Genomic DNA, 20516 nt, shown 5'->3' with positions numbered 1-20516 from the left:
CCGGGAGCCGCCACCGCGGAGGGACGAGCTAGAGGATGCTGTCCGTCAGCGCGTCGGGGGTTCCGAACCGGTGCGCCGTGATGCTGATCGCCTGCTCCTGCAGGAACGGCAGCAGCTCGATCCGCCCCGATTCGGTGACGGGCTGCGCGTACACCGCGAGGTCGGGACGCCCGCCGGTCGCCTCGGCGAGGGCCGAGGCCCCACCGCCGATCAGCCGGACGCGGCGCGCCGTGAGCGACGCCGCCCGGGCCAGCCAGGCGTCGTCGTCCTCGAGGGTGACGCCCTCCGCCTGCGCCAGGACGACGGATCGGAGCGCGACGGGAAGGTCGACGGCACTCGACACCGTCACCGGGGCGCCGGCGGCGCGGGCCGCGAGCAGCACGCGCACGAGGTCGGCGATCGGGGCACCCGCGGCGAGGCGGACCGTCACCGGGTGTGCGAGGTAGCGGAACAGGTTCCGCTCCGCCGCGAGCCCCGAGACGTCCTTCACGCAGCCGAACTCGCTCGTCCATGCTGCCGCATCGGACGCCGCGGCGCGCTCGAGACGGGCGACGTCGGCCGCGGGCAGCCCGGCCGCGCGGGCGGCCGTGAGCAGGGGCTCGACGACGGGCAACGGGCGGTCCTGTGCCTGCGACTGCCTCGGGGCCCACGCGCCGAGGCCCACCAGATAGTTAGGGCCTCCCGCCTTGGTGCCCGCACCGACGGCGGACTTCTTCCAGCCGCCGAAGGGCTGGCGCTGGACGATCGCCCCGGTGATGCCCCGGTTGACGTAGAGGTTGCCGGCCTGCACGCCGTCGATCCAGGTGGCGATCTCCCGGCCGTCGAGGGAGTGGATGCCGGAGGTGAGGCCGTAGTCGATGTCGTTCTGCAGTGCGATGGCCTCCTCGAGCGTGGCCGCGGTCATGATGCCGAGGATCGGGCCGAAGTACTCGGTGAGGTGGTACGTGGACCCGCGCTGCACGCCCGTGCGGACGCCGGGACTCCACAGGCGGCCCGAGTCGTCGAGCTGCCGCGGCTCGATGAACCAGGACTCGCCCGCGCCGAGCGTCGTCAACCCGTCCAGGAGCTTGCCCGCGGCGGGCTCGATGACGGGACCCATCTGCGTGGACGGGTCGGCGGGGTAGCCCACGGACAGGGACGCGACGGCGTCGAGCAGCTGGTTGCGGAAGCGCTGCGACGTGGCCGCGCTGCCCACGAGGATGACCAGGGAGGCCGCGGAGCACTTCTGGCCGGCATGGCCGAAGGCGGACTGCGCCACGTCCCTCGCGGCGAGGTCGAGGTCCGCGCTGGGGGTGACGATGATGGCGTTCTTGCCGGAGGTCTCCGCGAGCAGCGGCAGGTCCGTCCGGAAGGAGCGGAACAGCTCCGCGGTCTCGTACCCGCCGGTGAGGATCACCCGGTCCACGCGGGGATCGGCGAGGAGCTGCCGTCCGAGGTCCCCCTCGTCGAGGTGCGCCAGGTGCAGGACCTCGCGCGGCACGCCCGCGGCCCACAGGGCCTCGACCATGACGGAGCCCGAGCGCCGCGCCTGCGGTGCCGGCTTGATGATCACGGAGGACCCGGCGGCGAGGGCCGCCAGGGTGGAGCCTGCGGGGATCGCGACGGGGAAGTTCCACGGCGGTGTCACGACGGTGAGCCGGACGGGGGAGAAGGACGCGCCGTCGACGTCGTCGAGCTCGCGGGCACGCTCGGCGTAGTAGTGGGCGAAGTCCACGGCCTCGGAGATCTCCGGATCGGCCTGGTCGAGCGTCTTGCCGGTCTCAGCGGCCATGACCTCCATAAGATCGGCCCGGCGCGCCTCCAGGGCGTCCCCGGCCCGGTGCAGGACCACGGCGCGCTCGGCCCCGGTCAGCGCGCCCCAGGACGCCGACGCGGCGACGGCGCCCGCGATCGTGTCCTCGAGGTCCTCCGTGCGGGTCAGGGTGGTCGCGGCGACGACATCGTTGCCGAGCTCCGAGGTGGCCACCCGGTCGAGGATCGCCCGGCCCCAAGCGCGGTTCGCCGGGAGCGAGGGATCGGTGTCTGCGGTGTTGGAGAACCCGGTCCCGGGGTGCGCCGGGGCGGGGACGCTGCGGTCCTGCTGCCGGTTCGGCGTCGGGATGACCGTGTCGAGCTCCTTCAGGGAGGCCAGGAAACGGTTCTTCTCCCGCTCGAAGAGGGCCTCGTTCTCCGTGAGCTCGAAGACCGCGGACATGAAGTTGTCCCGGCTGGCGCCCTCCTCCAGGCGGCGGATGAGGTACGCGATGGCGACGTCGAACTCGCCCGGGTGCACCACGGGCGTGTAGAGCAGCAGCGAGCCGACGTCGCGCTTCACGGCCTCGGCCTGCCCCTGCGCCATGCCCAGGAGCATCTCGAACTCGATGCCGTGGCGGACGCCGCGCTCGCCGGCGAGCAACCAGGCGAAGGCGAGGTCGAAGAGGTTGTGGCCGGCGACGCCGATGCGCACGTTGTCGATGCGGCCAGGCTGCAGGGCATAGTTCAGCACGCGCTTGTAGTGCGTGTCCGAGTCCTGCTTCGAGCCCCACGTAGCCAGCGGCCAGTCGTGGAGGGAGGCCTCCACCTGTTCCATCGGGAGGTTGGCCCCCTTGACCACGCGGACCTTGATCCCCGCTCCGCCCCGGGCCCGCCGGGCAGCGGCCCAGTCCTGCAGCCGGATCATCGCGGCCAGGGAGTCGGGGAGGTACGCCTGCAGGACGATGCCCGCCTCGAGGTGCGTGAACTCGGGCCGGTCGAGGATGTCCATGAACACCGCGATCGTGAGGTCGAGGTCCTTGTACTCCTCCATGTCCAGGTTGATGAACTTCGGCGTCCCGGCCTGCGCCGCGATCGTGTACAGGGGGGCGAGCTTCTCGGCGACGTGCCGGACCGCCTCGTCGAAGGCCCAGGCGGGGTGCGGGGCGACCGTCGAGGAGACCTTGATGGAGACGTAGTCGACGTCGGGCCGCTCGAGGAGGCGGACGGTGCCGGCGAGGCGGCGGTCGGCCTCGTGGTCGCCGAGGACGGCCTCGCCCAGCAGGTTGATGTTCAGGCGGATGTCGTCGCGCCTGATCTTCCCGATCGAGCGGCCCAGCCGGGCGTCGGAGGCGTCGATGATGAGGTGCCCCACCATCTCGCGCAGCACGCGGCGGGCGATCGGGATGACGACCTGCGGGAGGACGGGGGCGACGGCGGCGCCCACCTTTACGGCGGAGCGCATGTACCAGGGGAGGAAGGCGGGCACCTTCGGGGCGATGGCCCCGAGGTTCCGGGCCGCGACCGCGAGGTCCTCAGGGCGGATCACGCCGTCGACGAAGCCGACCGTGAACGCCAGTCCGTCCGGGTCCTTGAGGACGCCGGCGAGCTGTTTGGCCGAGGAATCGACCGGGACCTGCGCCGCATCGGTCAGCCACCGCCGCACGAGGGCGATCGCAGCATCCGGCAGCGCTGCCGGGATGTCCGTGGTGCCGCTGGGGCCGGCGGAGAAGGAGGCGGGCTCGACGTCGGCGCTCGGGTCGGCGATCGACGGCTCCGTGGACGCCGGGGTGCCGGCGGTGCCCTCGCGGGGCGGGATCTGGGTTGTCATGGCAACGGCTTTCGGTCGGACGGCTCGCGCCGGGCGCAGGGTGAAGCAGCTACTTCCTCCCCAGTATCGGCCGCACCGTACGATTAGGAAAAGCGATGAATACCGAACGGTATTCGTCAGTAGGCCCGAAGGAATAGGAAGTCGATGCTCGACCTGCGCAGGCTCCGTCTGCTCCGTGAACTGAAGATCCGGGGGACCCTCGCGGATGTCGCTGCGGCCCTGAGCTACAGCCCGTCCTCCGTGTCGCAGCAGCTCGCCCAGCTCGAGAGGGAGGTGGGTGTCCAGCTGCTGCGGAAGACCGGACGCCGCGTGGTCCTCACGCCCCAGGCGGAGGTCCTCGTCGCCCACACCGCGGAGCTGCTGGAGACCCTCGAACGGGCCGAGGCGGACCTCGCCGCCTCGCTGACCACCGTGTCCGGGACGGTCCGCGTCGCGGTGTTCCAGTCGGCCGCGCTCGCGCTGATGCCGGATGCCCTGACCGCCATGACCCTCGACTACCCCGACGTGCGCGTCGAGATGGTGCAGCGCGAGCCGGAGACCGCCCTCTACGAGACGTTCGCCCGGGACTTCGACCTCGTGATCGCGGAGGAGTACCCGGGGCATGCCGCTCCGCGCCACCCCGAACTCGACCACGTGGCGCTGACGCAGGACGCCATCCAGCTCGCCGTGCCCATGGAGGGCCACCGCCATGCAGGCATCTCCTCGGTGGCGGAGGCGGCCGGTGCGGCCTGGGTCATGGAACCCAGGGGCGCGGCGTCGCGGCACTGGGCCGAGCAGGCGTGCCGACGGGCCGGCTTCGAGCCCGACGTCCGCTACGAGACGGCGGACCTGCAGGCGCAGATCCGGCTCATCGAATCAGGTAACGCCGTCGCGCTTATGCCGGAACTGGTCTGGACGGGCCGCGACGTGCCCGTGCAGCTGCTCGATCTCGCCGAGGACCCGCGGCGCTCCATCTTCACCTCCGCGCGGCGAGCGGGTGCCCGCCGTCCCGCCGTCCTCGCCGTCCGCGAGGTCCTCGGCCGCGCCGCCGCCGATGTGCGCCGTCCCTCCTCCCTGCAGCTGGAACAGCAATAAATCGCCGCCACAGCCCGTTGATTCCAGCAGACCTGCTTTTCGCGCCACCACGCCCCGCTCCTAAGGTTGTTCCATGTCCCTGCAGTCCACACACCACGCATCAGCACCCGTCCCGGCGACCGTGGAGAGGGTCGTCGAGACCGTGTTGCCCACGCGGCACGGGACCTTCCGCATGATCGGCTACCGGGACGGCGCGGGCACGGAGCACGTGGCGCTCGCCCAGGGGATCGACGACGGCGCGCACGGCACGGTGGAGGCGCCGCCCCTGGTCCGCGTCCACAGCGAATGCCTCACCGGGGACGCCTTCGGCTCCTGGCGCTGCGACTGCGGGGAACAGCTCGACGCCGCGCTCGCCGTCATCGCCGGGGAAGGGCGCGGCGTCCTGGTCTACGTCCGCGGCCACGAGGGCCGCGGCATCGGACTGCTCGCCAAACTCAAGGCCTACGCCCTGCAGGACCAGGGCGTGGACACCGTGGACGCGAACACCGAGCTGGGACTGCCCGTCGACGCCCGGCGCTACGACCAGGCGGCGGAGATCCTCCAGGACCTCGGCATCCGTGCGGTCCGCCTGCTCTCCGGCAACCCCGCCAAGGAGGAGGCACTGGAGGACCTCGGGATCGACGTCGTCGAGCGCCGCGGCCTCGCCGTGTCCGACCGGTCGGAGAACGCCGGCTACCTCGCGACGAAGCGCGCCCGGATGCGGCACGACACCCCACCATCCGCCGACGCCTGGAGGTCCCTGCTCGACGGCGCCGTCCCCCCGGCGCCCGCGCCGGGCGAGGCGGAGGAACTGACCCACCGGTACGGCTACCTCGCGGCGGCGTCCGGGACGCTCGTCGTCGGACAGCTGCGGCAGAGCCTCGACGGCTTCATCGCCTCACGCTCCGGTGACTCAGGTCTCCACGCGGAACGCGGCGACCACGGACACCTGCAGCGCCTGCGCGCGCTGGTCGACGCCGTCGTCGTCGGAGCGTCGACCGTCCTCACGGAGGACTGCTCGCTGACCGTGCGCGACGTACCCGGCACCAGCCCCGTGCGCGTGGTCCTGGATGCGTCGGCGAAGGTGGCAGCGGAGGCGCGGGTCCTGGCCGACGACAGCGTGCCCACCCTTTGGATCATCGGCACCGACGCCATGGCCCCCGACGGACTGCCGTCCTCCGTGGAGGTGGTGCGGTTGGGCGCGGAGGACTTCGCGCCGCAGCGGATCCTGGGGATCCTGAAGGCGCGCGGACTCGAGAAGGTCCTCATCGAAGGCGGCGGCAACACGGTGTCCCGCTTCCTCGAGGCCGGGCTGCTGGACCGCCTGTACCTCACCACGGCGCCGGTGCTCGTGGGCGACGGCGTCCCCGGCATCCGCTTCACCGGCTCCGACGCGCTCGCCGAGGCGCGGACGGCACCCGTGCGGCGCTTCGTCTTCGGCCAGGACATCTGTACGGAGTTCAATTTCGCCGGCGTGAGGTAGAGGACGTCCAACGCTTGGTCCCACTCTCCGGACCGGTCGAGCGGGAGTATTCGAACTTTCCCGGTCGGCCGACCCGAGGAGTGGGACCAGGTCGGGTCAGGAGTCGCTGACCCTCTTGCTCTTGCCCTGCAGACGGTCGATGTGCTCGGAGGCCTCGGCCTTGTTGATGTCGGCGGGGATCTCCTCGCCCGCTTCGCGCGCCAGCGTGTCGAGGTAGCTTCGCTGTGCCGCCGTCATCGGCTCGTCGCCGGTGACCCAGTCGGAGGGATCGCGCTCGAAGCCGCCCTCGGGCTCGGATTCCGGACTTCCCAGTGTGTCTGCCATGTGAGTTCCCTTTCGTCGTGAACAGCGTGAACCATCAGTCTAATTAGTGTCTCTGACATCCTCGGGGAGTGTGCGCGATGATCACGTCCACCGGCCTGCCTGGCCCGTCCGCAACGGACAGCTGCATCGGATGTTTGCTTCCCCGGTTTAGTAAGGGTGCTTACGGTAGGGGAGCAAGGACCGCACGCACGGGATCGCCCGCAGACACCAGGAGGAACAGTGACGCAGCCAGCGCAGCAGCAGGAAACACCAGGGACTACCGGGGCTATGGACCCGACGCCGGACCACGGGGAGCAGACCTACCGGGGCTCGGGGCGCCTGACCGGCAAGAAGGCCGTCATCACCGGCGCGGACAGCGGGATCGGCCGTGCCGTCGCCATCGCCTACGCGCGCGAGGGCGCGGATGTTCTGATCAGCTACCTCAACGAGGACGACGACGCCCGCGAGACTGCGCGCTGGGTCGAGGAGGCCGGCCGGAAGGCGGTCCTCTTCCCGGGAGACCTTTCCGACCCGGCGACGTGCCGCGCCGTGATCGACACGGCGGTGCAGGAGTTCGGCAGGGTGGACGTCCTCGTCAGCAACGCCGCCTACCAGATGTCGCATGAGACCATCGAGGAGATTTCGGACGAGGAGTGGGACTATACGCTCGCCACCAACCTCAGCGCGTTCTTCCACCTCACGAAGGCGGTCCTGCCGCACATGAGGCCGGGTGGTTCGATCATCGGCTCGAGTTCCATCAACTCCGATAACCCGGTGCCTACGCTGATGCCCTACTCGGCGACGAAGGCGGGCATCGCCAATATGACGGCAGCTATGGCCCAGCTCCTTGCCGAGCGAGGGATCCGCGCCAACTCGGTCGCCCCGGGCCCCATCTGGACACCGCTCATCCCGGCCACCATGCCCGAGGATCAGGTCGAGACCTTCGGCCAGCAGGTGCCCATGCAGCGCGCGGGTCAGCCTGCCGAGCTCGCTCCGGTGTACGTGATGCTCGCCTCCGACGAGGCCAGCTACGTCTCGGGCGCCCGCATCGCCGTGACGGGCGGCCAACCCATCCTCTGACCCCGCGACCGGGCTCCGTCCGGGTCCGACGACTGCGGGGGGGGGGGGGGCAGTGGTCACCCGCGGAACATCGGCAGGGGAGCGCCGGTGACGCCGGGCTCGACGGCGAACAAGGCGCCGGCCTGCGGCTCCGAGCCCTCGGGGATGTTCTCCTGCGTGGTCGTGATGAACAGTGTTGAGAGGTCCTCCCCGCCGAACGCGCACGCCGTCACGTTGGTGACCGGCAGCGGGATGTGCTCGGCGAGCCGGCCGGAGGCGTCGTACCTGGCGATCGCGCTACCCCCGTACAGAGCCGTCCAGATGCCCCCTTCGGCGTCGATCGCCATGCCGTCCGGCATGCCCAGGGCGGGCTCGACGACGGCGAAGGTGCGCCGGTCGGTGAAGCGGCCGGCGCCGACGTCGTACGCTAGCGCGTCGATGCGGCCCGTCGGGGTGTCGCTGAGGAACGCTGTATCCCCCGAGGGGGAGAAGTGCAGTCCGTTGGACACAGTCAGACCGGTCAGGAGCGTGGAGACCGTGCGGTCGGCGTCGAGCGAGAAGAGGGTCCCCGCGCCGAAGCCGCCCTCCCAACCCATGGACCCGCACAGGAAGCGGCCGGCGGTGTCGCAGCCGCCGTCGTTCATGCGGACCGCGCTGTCGGTGAAGGCGTCGGGACCCTGCTCGATGTTCGAGAAGGAGTCATCGGCGAACACGAAGCCGCGCTCCACACCGATCACGTAGCCACCGGAGGCGCGTCCGCGGAGAACGCCGGCCAGCCGCGGGTGGACGTCGTGCCGGTCGAAGGTCCCGTCCTCGTGGCGGACCAGGACGTCGCCCTCCAGCATGTCGACGAGAAGGAGCTCGCCTCGACGCGGGTCCCAGTACGGGCCCTCTCCGTGGAACGTGCAGACGTCGGAGATTTGCTCGGCTTTCACGGTGCCTCCTGGCAGTCGGTTGATTCGGGGCTGGGGTGCGTCAGCCGTCGGTCGGTGCGGGGGTGGCGTCGGACAGCCCGACGCAGGCGCGCGTCGGGTCGACCCGCGATACGGCGTCGCCGAGCTCCACGAGGACGGTGCTCGACGCCACCTCGTCGGGATCGAACAGGACCTCGACCGCCGGGTCGCGCCCGTAGGTGGTGGCCGTCCACGCCGGGTCCCCTTCGCGAACCACCCAGTCGACGTCGTTCACGGTGACGCAGGGATCGGTGGTGGGCCCCGGAACGTCCACGCCGCACCGCAGCACCACGCGGGACGGGTCACCCCAGGCAGAGGTGGCCTGGCTGTTCGTGTCGCGCTGTTCGTTCTCGGCGACGGTGGGCGGCAGCGCGATCATGACGTCGGCGCACCGGGCGTTCGCGGCGTCCCCGGCCGGGTCCACGTCCACCACTGACGAGCACCCGGTCAACCCTGCCATGAGGGCCATGGCGGGCAGCAGGGAGGTCAGGGCGCGGGGGAGGGCAGGCATGATGCCAGCCTAATCGGTGGTCCTGCGACGCTGCGGCGGGAACAAGTCGAATGCGGGCACGACACGATGGCGGTGGGCCGCGCCGGAAGCAGGGCGGCAGGAGCGGCCGCCAGTAGGATGCAGGAGCCGGCAGCCAGTCTCAGGCTGCTGGTTCCCCCCGCGCACCCGGCGTTGCCCCCAACCCGTGCGTGCGAGATCCCGAGCCGAGGACGAATGACCACGCACCACCGCTTCCCCCCGACCGCCACCGCCTTCAGGACCATGACCGGCACGGTTGCCGTCCTCCTCTCTGCTGCGGTGCTCGCCCCGGTGGCCGCACTGGCCGTCGAATCGGAGCCCTCGTCCGTCCGCCCCGCGGTTGTCGGCCAGCAGCAGCCGCGCGTGGTCGAGCAGCCCCGGCCCGATGCGACCTTCGGCGAACCGGCCCCGCCCATCATCGACCCGTTCGCCGTCTCGGGGACGGACCCGGCCACGGGCTTCGCCATCAACGCCTGGACAGGGTTCCTCGTCCATCCGGGGACCGGCCACCTCATCGAGCCCGGAACCGGCAATCTCGTGTTCGCTGACACCCTCATCTACACGAACTTCCGCTACGACGCGGAGACCCGCGAGGTCGTCGCGATCGGAGACGAGGCACCGGCGCCCACGCCGAGCCCGGGCGAGCCGACGCCGACCACGTCCCCCTCACCCACCGCGACCGCGACCGCGACCGCGACGGCGACCGCTCCGGTCACGACGGCACCTCCCGCACCGACCGCTGCACCCACTGCCGCTGTGGGCAGCGTCCCGGGGCCTGCGACGGCCGCGGCGAGCGCCACACCGCGCGCCAGCCGGTCCGCTACACCGACCGCCGGCAGCGCGACAGCGGTGACAGAGGAGGAGCGTGTCACGTCGCTCGCGCCGGTCGCCTGGATCGGAGCGGGCATTGTCGCCGCCGCGCTCGCCGCCGTCGCGGTCCTCGCCGTCCGCCGTCGCCGGAGCCACTGACCCGGACCGTCGTTGAACGAGCACACCAGCTTCGCGCCATCCCTTGAACTGATCTATGCCACGACACGGGAACCCTCGGAACTACTGGAAGGCCAAGACGGCCGCCCATTCGATGCTGATGCTCGGCGACCAGAATCAGCCGGTCCTGGCGAAAGCTCCGACGACGATGCTCAGCCCGACCAAGGCATCTGGTGACCTGAGGAGCGCCCTGCCCGGTGCTCGAACGGCGCTGCGGACCGTCTCGCACAGCAGTACCAGCATGACCGTCACCGACGTGGTTCGCTCGGACGTGCCTCGTTCGTTGACCTGGCGGTGGGTGACCGACGCCTCCGTGAGTGTGAACAGTGAGACGAAGCGAGTGGTGCTTCGAAAAGACGGGCAGACCGCGGACATCCATTTCGATGGAGTGCCCGCCGGCGCCGTCCTGACGAGCTCACCTGCCCCGGAAACCTCGAGTACGGGCGCGCGCCTGACCGTGATCAAGCTGTCGATGCCGAATGTCTCGAGCCTCAACCTGGTCGCGACGGTCTGGTAGTGATCGTTATTCGTCACGGCTAGCCCCTACTGTGGGACAGTGTCCCCATTCGTCGGAGAAATGACCGAGGCCGAACTCCTCGCCCGCATCTTCCCCCGCCTCCCCGTGCCGGACGCCGTCCTCCTCGGCCCCGGTGACGACGCCGCGGTCCTCGCCGCCCCCGACGGCAGGACCGTGATCAGCATCGACACGCTCGTCGAGGACCACGATTTCCGGCTCCTGCGACCCAGCGGCCACTGCACCACCGGCTACGACGTCGGCTGGAAGTGCGCCGCCCAGAACCTCAGCGACATCAACGCGATGGGGGGCCGTGCAACCTCGCTCGTCGTCAGCCTCACCCTCCCGCCCACCACTCCCGTGGAGTGGGTCGAGGCGCTCGCCGACGGCCTGACCGCGGCGATCCGTGAGCTCGGCGCAACGGGGTGCGGCGTCGTCGGCGGCGACCTCGGGGCCGGGTCGCAGCTCGTCATCACCGCCGCGGTCACCGGGACGCTCGAGGGCCGGGAGCCCGTCCTGCGCTCGGGTGCGAATGCGGGGGACACCGTCGCGGTCGCCGGCACCCTCGGCCGCGCCGCCGCCGGCCTCGCCCTCCTCGAGGACGGCCGCCCGCTCCAGGATCTCGGTGGATCGGGCGAGGAGCTCGTCGCAGCCCAGCTGCGGCCACGACCACCCCTGGCCGCCGGTCCCGCCGCCGCCGTCGCCGGGGCGTCCGCCATGCTCGACATCTCCGACGGGCTAGTCCGGGATGCCGGGCGTATCGCGACGGCGAGCGGCGTGGGGCTCGATCTCGACCCGGCGGCGCTCCAGCAGTACGCAGGTCCGCTGGAGGAGACCGCGGCGCTGCTGGGCATGGATCCGATGGAGTGGGTGCTCGGCGGGGGCGAGGACCACGGACTCCTCGCCACGTTTCCGCCGGGGGTCCTGCTGCCGGCCGGGTTCACTGCGGTAGGCTCGACAGTGCCGGGCGAGCCGCTCGTGACACTGGCGTCGCAGGCCGCAGCTCTCAGGGGATGGGATCACTTTGCACACTAAGGTCACCGCGAACGCGCTCGCGATGAAGCGTTGGTTGAGCAAGGCCGAGGAGTCCCTCGGGAACCACAGCGACCGCCTGAACGCGATCAACATCTTCCCGGTGGCCGACGGTGACACCGGCACCAACCTCTACTGCACCGTCCGCACCGCCGCACGCGCCGCGCACGCCACCGACGCCGTCGACCTCGGCGAACTGCTGAGCATCGCGGGCCGCGCCGCCATGGAGGAGGCGCTCGGGAACTCCGGCACCCTCTTCGCCGTCTTCCTCTCCGCGCTCGCCGAACCGCTGCACGGCACCACGCGACTCACCAGCTCGTCGCTCGCGTCAGCGCTGCACCGTGCGGAGATCCGGAGCTGGTCCGCGCTCAGCGACCCCGTGCCGGGCACCATGCTCTCGGTCCTCGAGGCGAGTGCGCGCGGGGCGGCCGAGACCGCCTCCGGGCACGCCGGCGACGACAGCAACCACGCGCTCACTGTCACCCTCCGGGCCTCCGTGCAGTCCGCGCTGCGGGCCGTGGTGGACACGGAGAGCCAGCTCGGCGCGCTGACCGAGGCGAAGGTGGTCGACGCCGGCGGCGTGGGCTTCCTCCTCATCCTCGACGCGCTCCGCGCCGCGGCCCTCGGCGAGGAGCTGCAGGACGAACTCCTCGACGGCCTGCACGGCTACGACATCCAGGCGCCGCACATCCACCAGGGCGGGGACGCCGACGGCGTCGAGGTCATGTGCACCATCAACCTCAGCCCCCTGGACGCGGCCACCCTGCGCCTCCACCTCGACGAGATCGGCGACTCGGTGATCATGAGCGCCGTCACGGAGGTCGAGGAGGGCTACCGCTGGCGCGTCCACGTGCATGTCCCGGACGCGGCACCCGCGCTGGCCCTCATCCACGAGGCGGGAACGCCGGTCAACATCACGGTGACCCAGCTCGCCGTCCCGCCCGTCGGAGTCGAGGCCGGTGAGTCCTGACACGGTGCGGCCCGTGACCGGCACGGAACGGCAGGCGAGCGCGTCCGAGCTCGACGCATCGCTCGGGAAGCGCCTCGGCCCGGTGGCGAAGCACCTGGAGAAGTACTTCGGCATCACCACCGTGGGGGAGCTGCTCAACCACTTCCCGCGCACCTACCTCAAGCGCGGCGAACTGACGCCCATCGCGGAGGTCCCGGTGGACGAGGAGGTCACCCTGATCGCCCGCGTGCAGTCCGCCAACTCGCGGCGCATGCACACGCGCAAGGGGACGCTCCTGGAGGTGGTCATCACCGACGACGCCGACGGCAGCCTCGGCGGCATGAACCTCACCTTCTTCAACGGCTTCACCGCAGCCCGGGAGCTCAAGCCCGGCGTGCGGGCCATGTTCTCGGGCAAGGTCACGATCTACCGCGGCCGGCTCTCGCTCACCAACCCGCGCTACTCCCTGCTGGACGAGGGCGACGACGATCCCGCCCGCGCCAAACGCCCCATCCCGGTCTACCCGGCGGTCGAGAAGCTCAGCAGCGAGCAGATCGCCAAGGCCGTGGGCGTGGTCCTCGACACCCTGCGGCTCTCCGACCTCGACGACCCCATCCCGGCGTCGATCGCCCGCCGCGACAAGCTCATGAGCCTCGCCACCGCCTACGAGCTCGTGCACCGGCCGCCGCAGATCGAGGACGCCTACCGGGCCCAGCACCGACTCCGCTACCAGGAGGCGTTCGTCCTGCAGGCGGCCCTCGCCCGCCGTCGTGCGCTCGCCGCCCGGGAGGAGGCGACGGCGCGCCCGCCCCAGGCGGGCGGACTGCTCGACCAGTTCGACGCGAGGCTGCCCTTCACCCTGACGCAGGGACAGCACGACGTGGGCCGGACCCTCGCGGAGGACCTCGCCCGGAGCCACCCCATGAACCGGCTGCTGCAGGGTGAGGTGGGCTCGGGCAAGACCCTCGTGGCCCTGCGCGCCATGCTGCAGGTCATCGACGCCGGGGGACAGGCGGCGCTGCTCGCGCCCACCGAGGTGCTCGCCGCCCAGCATCTGCAGTCGATCACCCGGACGCTCGGGCCGCTGGCCGAGGGCGGCATGCTCGGCGGGGCCATGGACGGCACGCGCGTGGTGCTGCTCACCGGGTCCATGTCCACGGCGCAGCGGAAGAGATCCCTGCTCGACGCCGCCTCGGGGGAGGCCGGGATCGTCATCGGCACCCATGCGCTGCTGTCCGAGAACGTGCAGTTCTTCGACCTGGGCCTGATCGTCGTCGACGAGCAGCACCGCTTCGGCGTGGAACAGCGGGACTCCCTGCGGACCAAGGCCCGCACCTCCCCACACGTGCTGGTCATGACCGCGACGCCGATCCCGCGGACCGTCGCCATGACGGTCTTCGGCGACCTCGAGACCTCCACGCTCTCCGAGCTGCCGGCCGGTCGGTCGCCGATCACGACGCACGAGGTGGGGCTCACGGAGCACCCGGCGTGGATCGACCGCATCTGGGCGCGCGCCCGGGAGGAGATCGACGCCGGGCGGCAGGTCTACGTGGTGTGCCCGAAGATCGGCGACAACGGCAGGGTCGACGACGACGCCCCCGAGGCGCTCTACGGGGAGCCGGCCGCGGACCGGAAGGCCGGGGGAGCGCAGGAGCTCACCAGCGTCGTCGCGCTCTTCGAATCCCTGGCCGGGATCCCGCAGCTGCAGGGCGTCACGAGCGGCATGCTCCACGGGCGGATGGACCCGCAGGACAAGGCGGACGTCATGGCGCGCTTCGCGGACGGCACCGTGCAGCTGCTGATCGCCACCACGGTGATCGAGGTGGGCGTCGACGTCCCCAACGCGACGCTCATGGTCATCATGGACGCGGACCGCTTCGGGATCTCCCAGCTCCACCAGCTGCGCGGGCGCATCGGCCGGGGCGGGCACGCGGGAACCTGCCTGCTCGTCACGAAGCTGGAACCGGAGCACCCGAGCCGGGAGCGGCTGGCGGCCGTCGCGTCCACCACGGACGGCTTCGAGCTCTCCCAGAAGGACCTCGAACTCCGGCGTGAAGGGGACATCCTCGGGGCGTCGCAGTCCGGCGGGCGCTCGGCGCTGCGCTTCCTGAAGATCACCCAGCACGGCAAGGTCATCGAGAAGGCACGCACCGATGCACAGGAGATCGTCGCCGAGGATCCTGACCTGCACGATTCCCCCGGCCTGGCGCTGGCGATCGAGCTGTACCTGAACCCCGAGAAGGAAGCGTTCCTCGAGAAGGGCTGACCTGCGCCCTCCGCGTCTGAGGAGGTAATCTGTCTTCCATGACGCAGATACGGATCGGAGATGCCGCCCGCTTCCTCGCGGTCAGCGACGACACCGTGCGCCGCTGGATCGACGGCGGCCTCCTCGGCAGCACGAAGGACGCTTCGGGGCGGGCCGTGGTGGACGCCCTGGAGCTTGCCGGGCTCGCGCGCCGCAATGCGGTGCTCCCCGGGGACCCCTCGGACATCGGCCGGTCCGCACGCAACCGCTTCGTCGGAATCGTCACGGACATCATCACGGACACCGTCATGGCCCAGGTGGAACTCCAGTGCGGTCAGCACCGCGTGGTGTCCCTCATGAGCAGCGAGGCCGTGCGGGACCTCGGCCTGGAGAAGGGCTCCATCGCCATCGCCGTCGTCAAGGCCACCACGGTCATCATCGAGACCCCGGCGGGCAAGGCGTGACCGGGGTGTACCTGATGCCTGCCCTCCGCCGGACCGCCGCTCTCGCCGGGGCCGCCGTCGTGCTCGCCCTGACCGCGTGCGGCACCGCGGACCCCGACGCCGCCGCGGGCGGTGACGCGGGCGACGGCAGCATCACCGTGTTCGCCGCCGCCTCGCTCACGGACCCCTTCACGGAACTGGCCGGGCAGTTCGAGGAGGCCTACCCGGGGGCCGAGGTCACCCTGAACTTCGCGGGCTCGTCCGATCTCGCCACCCAGATCAGCGAGGGCGCACCGGCCGACGTCTTCGCCTCCGCCGACGCCAGGACCATGGTGAAGGTCGGAGCCCTGCTCGACGGCGACCCCGTGGACATCGCCACCAACACGCTCCAGCTCGCGGTGCCGCCGGACAACCCGGCGGGGATCACCTCCCTCGTCGACGCTGCGATGCCCGGCGTCAAGACGGTGGTCTGCGCGCGGCAGGTGCCCTGCGGGGCGGCGGCCGCGAAGCTCGAGGAGGCCGCCGGCGTGGACCTGACGCCCGTCAGCGAGGAATCCTCCGTGACGGATGTGCTGGGGAAGGTCACCTCCGGCGAGGCGGACGCCGGCCTGGTCTATAGGACCGACGTGCGGGCGGCGGGCGACGCCGTGCGCGGCATCGACGTCCCGGCAGCCGCCGGCGCGCCCACCACCTATCCGATCGCGGCCCTCGCCGGCAGCGGTGACGCCGGGACCGCGCGGAAGTTCGTGGAGTTCGCGTCCGGTCCGTTCGGGCAGTCCGTCCTCGGGGCGGCGGGCTTCGGTGCGCCCTGAGGCGGCACCCCTGAACGCCGCACGCCTGCCCCGCTGGGTGGTCGCGGTCGCCGTTGTCGGCAGCCTGTTCGTGGTCCTGCCCGTCGTCGCGATGGCCCTGCGGGTCGACTGGCCGCACTTCGTCCCCCTCATCACGTCGGAGAGCGCGGCGGCGGCCCTGCTGCTGAGCCTGCGGACCTCCCTCACTGCGACGGCGCTCTGCGTCCTGTTCGGCGTTCCCATGGCGCTCGTCCTCGCCCGGACCTCGTTCCGTGGCCAGCAGTTGCTCCGGTCCCTCGTGCTGCTGCCGCTGGTCCTGCCCCCCGTGGTCGGGGGCCTCGCGCTGCTCTACACGTTCGGGCGGCGGGGGCTGCTCGGGAGCAGCCTCAGCGCCCTGGGCATCGAGATCGCCTTCACGACCACCGCCGTCGTCCTGTCGCAGGCCTTCGTCGCGCTGCCGTTCCTGGTGCTCAGCCTCGAGGGCGCCCTGCGGACGGTCGGCACCCGGTACGAGGCCGTGGGCGCCACCCTCGGCGCCGGACGCTGGACCGTGCTGCGGCGCATCACCCTGCCCCTGGTGCTGCCGGCGCTCGTGTCCGGGGCTGTGCTCTCCTTCGCGCGGGCCCTCGGGGAGTTCGGTGCCACGCTGACCTTCGCCGGCAGCCTCCAGGGCACCACGAGGACGCTCCCGCTCGAGGTGTACCTCCAGCGGGAGACCGACCCGGACGCCGCCGTCGCCCTCTCCTTCATCCTCGTGCTGGTGGCCATCGCCGTCGTCGGTGTGGCCCACCGCGTCCGGCCCCTCGGCGACCTCGCACCGCCGCGGGCGCCGTCCCGGGAGGCGGCCCGCGCATGAGCCTCACCTTCACCGCAACCCTGGCCGAGCGCGGCTTCGACGTGGCCTTCGAGCTCACCCCGGGGGAGACACTCGCCGTCCTGGGGCCCAACGGTGCCGGGAAGTCCACACTGCTCACCCTGCTCGCCGGTCTGCTCGCACCGTCCACGGGGCGGGCGGAGCTGGACGGGACCGTCCTCTTCGACGTCGGCGCCGACCGGCGCACGCTCGTGGAACCTCGCCACCGCGGTGTATCCCTGCTCGCGCAGGAGGCGCTGCTGTTCCCGCACCTCACCGCGCTGGAGAACGTCGCGTTCGGTCCTCGGAGCCGCGGCGTGGAGCGGACCGCCGCCCGCGCGACAGCCCTGTCCTGGCTGGACCGCGTCGGCGCCGCGGATCTCGCGGGACGGCGGCCCGGCCGGCTCTCGGGCGGGCAGGCGCAGCGCGTCGCCGTCGCCCGCGCGCTCGCAGCGGACCCGTCACTGCTTCTCCTGGACGAACCGCTGTCCGCCCTCGACGTCACCGTGGCCCCGGCCATCCGGACCCTCCTGCGGGATGTCCTGGTGGACCGCTCGGCGATCATCGTGACGCACGACCCCCTCGACGCCTTCCTCCTCGCCGACCGCGTGCTCATCCTCGACGGCGGCAGGGTGGTGGAGTCCGGGGCCACCGCAGCCGTCCTGACGCGGCCCGTCACCTCCTTCGGCGCGCACCTGGCCGGCCTGAACCTCGTGACGGGACTCCGCACCGCGGAGGGCTTCCGGTCGGAGGAGGGGTGGATCGTCCCGTTCGCCGACACGGCGCCGGAGGGGACGTCCCTCGCGCTCGCCGTCCGGCCGGGCCGGGTCACCGTGTCCCGCAGCGCCGCGACCGCGCCGGGAACGGCCTGCATCGCAGCGGAGGTCGACGACGTCGAGCACCGTGGCGACCTCGTCCGCCTGCACGCCGGCGGCATGGCGGCGGACGTGGCCCCGTCCGACGTCGTCGCCCTCGGGATCGTGCCCGGCAGCCGGATGTTCCTGGGGTTCCGCCATGAGGACGCAAGCATCTACCCGCTGTAGGACCTGCGCGTGCCGGACGGGCGATAGAGTCGACGGCATGACCCGTATCATCGCCGGAGCCGCGGGCGGCTCGACCCTCACCAGCGTCGAGGGGAACGGCACCCGGCCCACGACGGACCGCGTGAAGGAAGCCCTCTTCTCGAGCCTCGAGTCCTACGGGGTGGTGCACGGTGCGCACGTGCTGGACCTCTACGCCGGCTCGGGCTCCCTCGGGGTCGAGAGCGCGAGCCGCGGCGCGGCCACCGTGGACCTCGTCGAATCCGCCGACCGCGCCGCCGCCGTCGCGCAGAAGAACGCCGACCTCGTGAACAGGGTGCTGGGCTGGACTGCGGTGCGCGTGCACCGGTCCAAGGTGGAGACGTACCTCGAACGCGTGGCGCCGGACGTGACGTGGGACCTCGTCCTGATGGATCCGCCGTACACGGTCATGGCGGACGGCGTGCTCGCGGTCCTGGGCGCCCTGGAGTCGCGGCTGGCCGAGGGTGCCGTGGTCGTCGTCGAGCGGTCGTCGCGCTCCCCGGAACCGGACTGGCCCGTATGGCTCGAACGGTTCGCGGACAAGAAGTACGGCGAGACGCGCCTCTGGTTCCTGGAGCCCGCCGTCGACTGACGTGCGGACCCGGCTGGGGCCGGGCTCCGATCACCCTTGGGGTCGGAGCCCGGCCCGAGCTGCGGGGACTAGGCCCGGCGCCTCGTCCTGACCAGCGCCGTCACGCCCGCGGCGAGCCCGAGCAGACCGGCGACCAGTCCGGCCCAGCCGACCGCCGACGTCGAGCCGGTGTCGGTGCCGGCCGCGGCATCGGTGGTCGACCCCGCCTGCTCGGTGTCGACGGCCTCGTCGGTCGCCTCGCTGTCAGCCGTTCCGTGGGAGCCGTGCGCGTCCTCGCCCTCGGCAGCGGCGGTGGTCACGAAGGACGGTGCGGGCTTCTCGGGCTCCTCCTCGCCCTCGACGGTCTCCTGGGTCCACTCCGAGAGCTCGCCGTCCGTGTAGGACTGCGTGGTCGGCAGCAGTACGGTGGAACCTGCCTCCGGGAGGCGGCCCACGGAGATCGAGAACGTCTGGTACTCCTGCTGGGAGATCTCGGCGCCGGCGTCCGCCGTCCACACGACGGACAGGGGCGCCTCGCTCAGGGTGGCGCCGTCGGCGGTGGTGACGGGCTCCGGCAGGGCGCCGGTGACCACCTCGGCCGTCCAGCCCTCGACCGGCTTGACCCGCACCGAGGTGAAGGGCTGCTCGGTGGGAAGCTGCACCTCGAGCTTGTTCGTGCCGGCGGTCTCGGATTCGTTGGGGACGCTGAAGGTGAGCTGCGCGTAGCCGTCCTCCGTGGTGGAGGTGGGTGCGACGCTGACATGGGCGGCCGCGGCGCCGAGGCCGAGGGTCATCAGGCCGGCGGTGGCGAGGGCGACGGCGCCGGTGGTGAGGGCGCGGGATGCATGGGAGGAGGTCATGGGACTGCCTTTCGGGGGTGCGCTCCGGCCCGCGGCGGGGAGACGGGGAGCGGCGAGGATCTGGGGAGGGTGGTGCGCAGGACGCGCCGCCGTCGCCCGGGGGTCCGCAGGACGTCCGGGGTCAGATCGGCAGCGCGGAGGTGCACGGCGGCCCGCGCAGCGTCGGCACCGAGGCGTGCACCGACAGCGGGGCGACGGGCGCAGGGACGTCCTGGACGGGGCGGCGGCGCGCCGGAGCCGGCGGGGCGAGCGCCGGGCGGACGAACAGCGGACGGAGCCATGCGCGGAGGAGCTCGAGGGCGTGGTCGCTGCGGGACACCGCGACGGCCAGGATCACCGTGGCGAGTGCATGCAGCAGCAGCATCGCGAGGCCCCCGGAGGCGGCGCCCAGCTGGTCCTGCACGGCCGGCGAGCAGGCGAGCTCGAAGGCCGCGTGGTGGCCGGGCATCGCGGAGGAGCTCCGGCAGACGGCGGGCGCGGCCGTCATACCGAAGAGGGTGTGCAGGAGCAGCTGCCCGGCGCCCATGGCGAGCAGCGCCGCACGGAAGGAGAGCGCACGCCGGGTGAGCAGCATCACCGGGACCAGGAGGAGCGCGCCGAGCAGCAGGATCACCCCGAGGTGCGGCAGGTGCCCGGCGGCGAGGACGTGGGATGCCGCGGACACCGACAGGATGAGCGAGACGAGGGTGAGGGCCCGGAGATAGGGGAGGACGCCGTCGGCCATGCGCGTCTCCTCCCCGTCATGCAGTGCTGCAAATCATCGGTGGGGCTACCGGCACTCCTGGAACGCCCACCTTCCCGACCAGCGTACCGCCGTCGTCCGCGCCACCCCTGTACGGGTACTTCGTGCGGGCGCGGCCTGCGGATGGGCCTTGCGGGAAGGCGCCGACGGGCCGCCGGTCATGACGCGTATCGGTGGCTGCCGTGGAACCGCGGGGCACGGGCGGGGCATACCGGGAGGTCGTCCGGTACCACCAGGGAGCAGGACCCGGGGAAGTCGAAGGCAGCCTGGTCGGCCCGGCCGACGCCCAGGCGGCGGAGCGCGTCGATGCCCTCGGTGTCGATGTGCTGGGCCTTGCTCGTATCGATCACGACGCAGGGCTCCTGCAGGATGCGGAAGCAGCGCCTGACGACCGGCAGGAGTGCCCGGTGGTTCTCCTCCGTGAGGCACCCATGGATTTCCATGTGCGCCAGGCGGAGCTCGAGGTCCAGGTGGATGGTGATGCGCAGTTTGTGGCTCATGGCCAGGTCTCCGAGGGACGGGAAGG

Annotated in this window: 20 protein-coding genes; 13 read left to right on the top strand and 7 right to left on the bottom strand. The window is 71.9% G+C overall.

Annotated elements, in window-relative coordinates:
• Positions 1-28: 28 nt before the first annotated feature.
• Positions 29-3562, bottom strand: coding sequence for a proline dehydrogenase family protein (locus AC4D2F_RS03760; RefSeq protein WP_490909534.1), 3534 nt, complete (start codon positions 3560-3562; stop codon positions 29-31).
• A 144-nt stretch (positions 3563-3706) separates the two neighbouring features.
• Here AC4D2F_RS03760 and AC4D2F_RS03755 point away from each other — a divergent pair, with 144 nt between their 5' ends.
• Both AC4D2F_RS03755 and ribA read left to right on the top strand, forming a co-directional pair.
• On the top strand, positions 3707-4636 hold the full coding sequence (locus tag AC4D2F_RS03755; RefSeq protein ID WP_490909533.1) for a LysR substrate-binding domain-containing protein: 930 nt from the start codon (positions 3707-3709) through the stop codon (positions 4634-4636).
• Positions 4637-4709: 73 nt separating this feature from the next.
• Complete coding sequence (gene ribA, locus AC4D2F_RS03750) at positions 4710-6098, top strand: GTP cyclohydrolase II (protein ID WP_490909532.1); 1389 nt, start codon at positions 4710-4712, stop codon at positions 6096-6098.
• A 96-nt stretch (positions 6099-6194) separates the two neighbouring features.
• Here the strand turns inward: ribA and AC4D2F_RS03745 are convergent, their stop codons facing one another.
• The gene (locus AC4D2F_RS03745) at positions 6195-6422 is read right to left on the bottom strand and encodes a DUF3072 domain-containing protein (protein ID WP_104165473.1); all 228 of its coding nucleotides are present in this window, start codon (positions 6420-6422) and stop codon (positions 6195-6197) included.
• Positions 6423-6689: 267 nt separating this feature from the next.
• On the opposite strand from AC4D2F_RS03745, the gene AC4D2F_RS03740 reads away from it, so the two are divergent.
• Positions 6690-7481: an SDR family oxidoreductase gene (locus AC4D2F_RS03740; RefSeq protein ID WP_490909531.1), complete on the top strand. Its 792-nt coding sequence runs from the start codon at positions 6690-6692 to the stop codon at positions 7479-7481.
• 56 nt (positions 7482-7537) lie between these two features.
• On the opposite strand, the gene AC4D2F_RS03735 is transcribed toward AC4D2F_RS03740, so the two are convergent.
• Together AC4D2F_RS03735 and AC4D2F_RS03730 are read right to left on the bottom strand one after the other, a co-directional pair.
• Positions 7538-8395 carry an SMP-30/gluconolactonase/LRE family protein gene (locus AC4D2F_RS03735; RefSeq protein ID WP_490909530.1) on the bottom strand — a complete coding sequence of 286 codons (858 nt, stop codon included), beginning with the start codon at positions 8393-8395 and terminating at the stop codon, positions 7538-7540.
• Positions 8396-8435: 40 nt separating this feature from the next.
• Complete coding sequence (locus tag AC4D2F_RS03730; RefSeq protein ID WP_490909529.1) at positions 8436-8924, bottom strand: DUF3515 domain-containing protein; 489 nt, start codon at positions 8922-8924, stop codon at positions 8436-8438.
• Positions 8925-9137: 213 nt separating this feature from the next.
• Here AC4D2F_RS03730 and AC4D2F_RS03725 point away from each other — a divergent pair, with 213 nt between their 5' ends.
• From AC4D2F_RS03725 to rsmD, 10 genes are all read left to right on the top strand, one after another.
• Positions 9138-9911, top strand: coding sequence for a hypothetical protein (locus AC4D2F_RS03725; protein WP_490909528.1), 774 nt, complete (start codon positions 9138-9140; stop codon positions 9909-9911).
• A gap of 118 nt (positions 9912-10029) precedes the next feature.
• Positions 10030-10446 carry a hypothetical protein gene (locus tag AC4D2F_RS03720; protein ID WP_490909527.1) on the top strand — a complete coding sequence of 139 codons (417 nt, stop codon included), beginning with the start codon at positions 10030-10032 and terminating at the stop codon, positions 10444-10446.
• A 60-nt stretch (positions 10447-10506) separates the two neighbouring features.
• A complete protein-coding gene (locus tag AC4D2F_RS03715) occupies positions 10507-11478 on the top strand; it encodes a thiamine-phosphate kinase (RefSeq protein ID WP_490910516.1) in 972 nt (323 codons plus the stop codon).
• Between the two features lie 22 nt (positions 11479-11500).
• Complete coding sequence (locus tag AC4D2F_RS03710; RefSeq protein ID WP_490909526.1) at positions 11501-12445, top strand: DAK2 domain-containing protein; 945 nt, start codon at positions 11501-11503, stop codon at positions 12443-12445.
• Positions 12446-12458: 13 nt separating this feature from the next.
• Positions 12459-14690: an ATP-dependent DNA helicase RecG gene (locus tag AC4D2F_RS03705; protein ID WP_490909525.1), complete on the top strand. Its 2232-nt coding sequence runs from the start codon at positions 12459-12461 to the stop codon at positions 14688-14690.
• Positions 14691-14728: 38 nt separating this feature from the next.
• Complete coding sequence (locus tag AC4D2F_RS03700; RefSeq protein WP_104165435.1) at positions 14729-15133, top strand: TOBE domain-containing protein; 405 nt, start codon at positions 14729-14731, stop codon at positions 15131-15133.
• 14 nt (positions 15134-15147) lie between these two features.
• Positions 15148-15924, top strand: coding sequence for a molybdate ABC transporter substrate-binding protein (gene modA / locus AC4D2F_RS03695; RefSeq protein WP_490909524.1), 777 nt, complete (start codon positions 15148-15150; stop codon positions 15922-15924).
• A complete protein-coding gene (locus AC4D2F_RS03690; RefSeq protein WP_490909523.1) occupies positions 15914-16759 on the top strand; it encodes an ABC transporter permease in 846 nt (281 codons plus the stop codon). Before modA ends, AC4D2F_RS03690 begins: the two co-directional genes overlap by 11 nt.
• On the top strand, positions 16756-17799 hold the full coding sequence (locus AC4D2F_RS03685) for a sulfate/molybdate ABC transporter ATP-binding protein (RefSeq protein WP_490909522.1): 1044 nt from the start codon (positions 16756-16758) through the stop codon (positions 17797-17799). Before AC4D2F_RS03690 ends, AC4D2F_RS03685 begins: the two co-directional genes overlap by 4 nt.
• 37 nt (positions 17800-17836) lie before the next feature.
• Positions 17837-18409: a 16S rRNA (guanine(966)-N(2))-methyltransferase RsmD gene (gene rsmD, locus AC4D2F_RS03680; RefSeq protein ID WP_104165430.1), complete on the top strand. Its 573-nt coding sequence runs from the start codon at positions 17837-17839 to the stop codon at positions 18407-18409.
• A 68-nt stretch (positions 18410-18477) separates the two neighbouring features.
• On the opposite strand, the gene AC4D2F_RS03675 is transcribed toward rsmD, so the two are convergent.
• The 3 genes from AC4D2F_RS03675 to AC4D2F_RS03665 form a co-directional block, all read right to left on the bottom strand.
• On the bottom strand, positions 18478-19248 hold the full coding sequence (locus AC4D2F_RS03675; protein ID WP_490909521.1) for a YcnI family copper-binding membrane protein: 771 nt from the start codon (positions 19246-19248) through the stop codon (positions 18478-18480).
• 121 nt (positions 19249-19369) lie between these two features.
• Complete coding sequence (locus AC4D2F_RS03670; RefSeq protein WP_490909520.1) at positions 19370-19972, bottom strand: hypothetical protein; 603 nt, start codon at positions 19970-19972, stop codon at positions 19370-19372.
• A 176-nt stretch (positions 19973-20148) separates the two neighbouring features.
• A complete protein-coding gene (locus tag AC4D2F_RS03665) occupies positions 20149-20490 on the bottom strand; it encodes a hypothetical protein (protein ID WP_490909519.1) in 342 nt (113 codons plus the stop codon).
• Positions 20491-20516: the final 26 nt, after the last annotated feature.

Source organism: Arthrobacter sp. TJ-263, from assembly GCF_058269155.1.
Note: the sequence above shows the minus strand (reverse complement) of the source record. Positions and strands in the feature narration are given on the sequence as shown.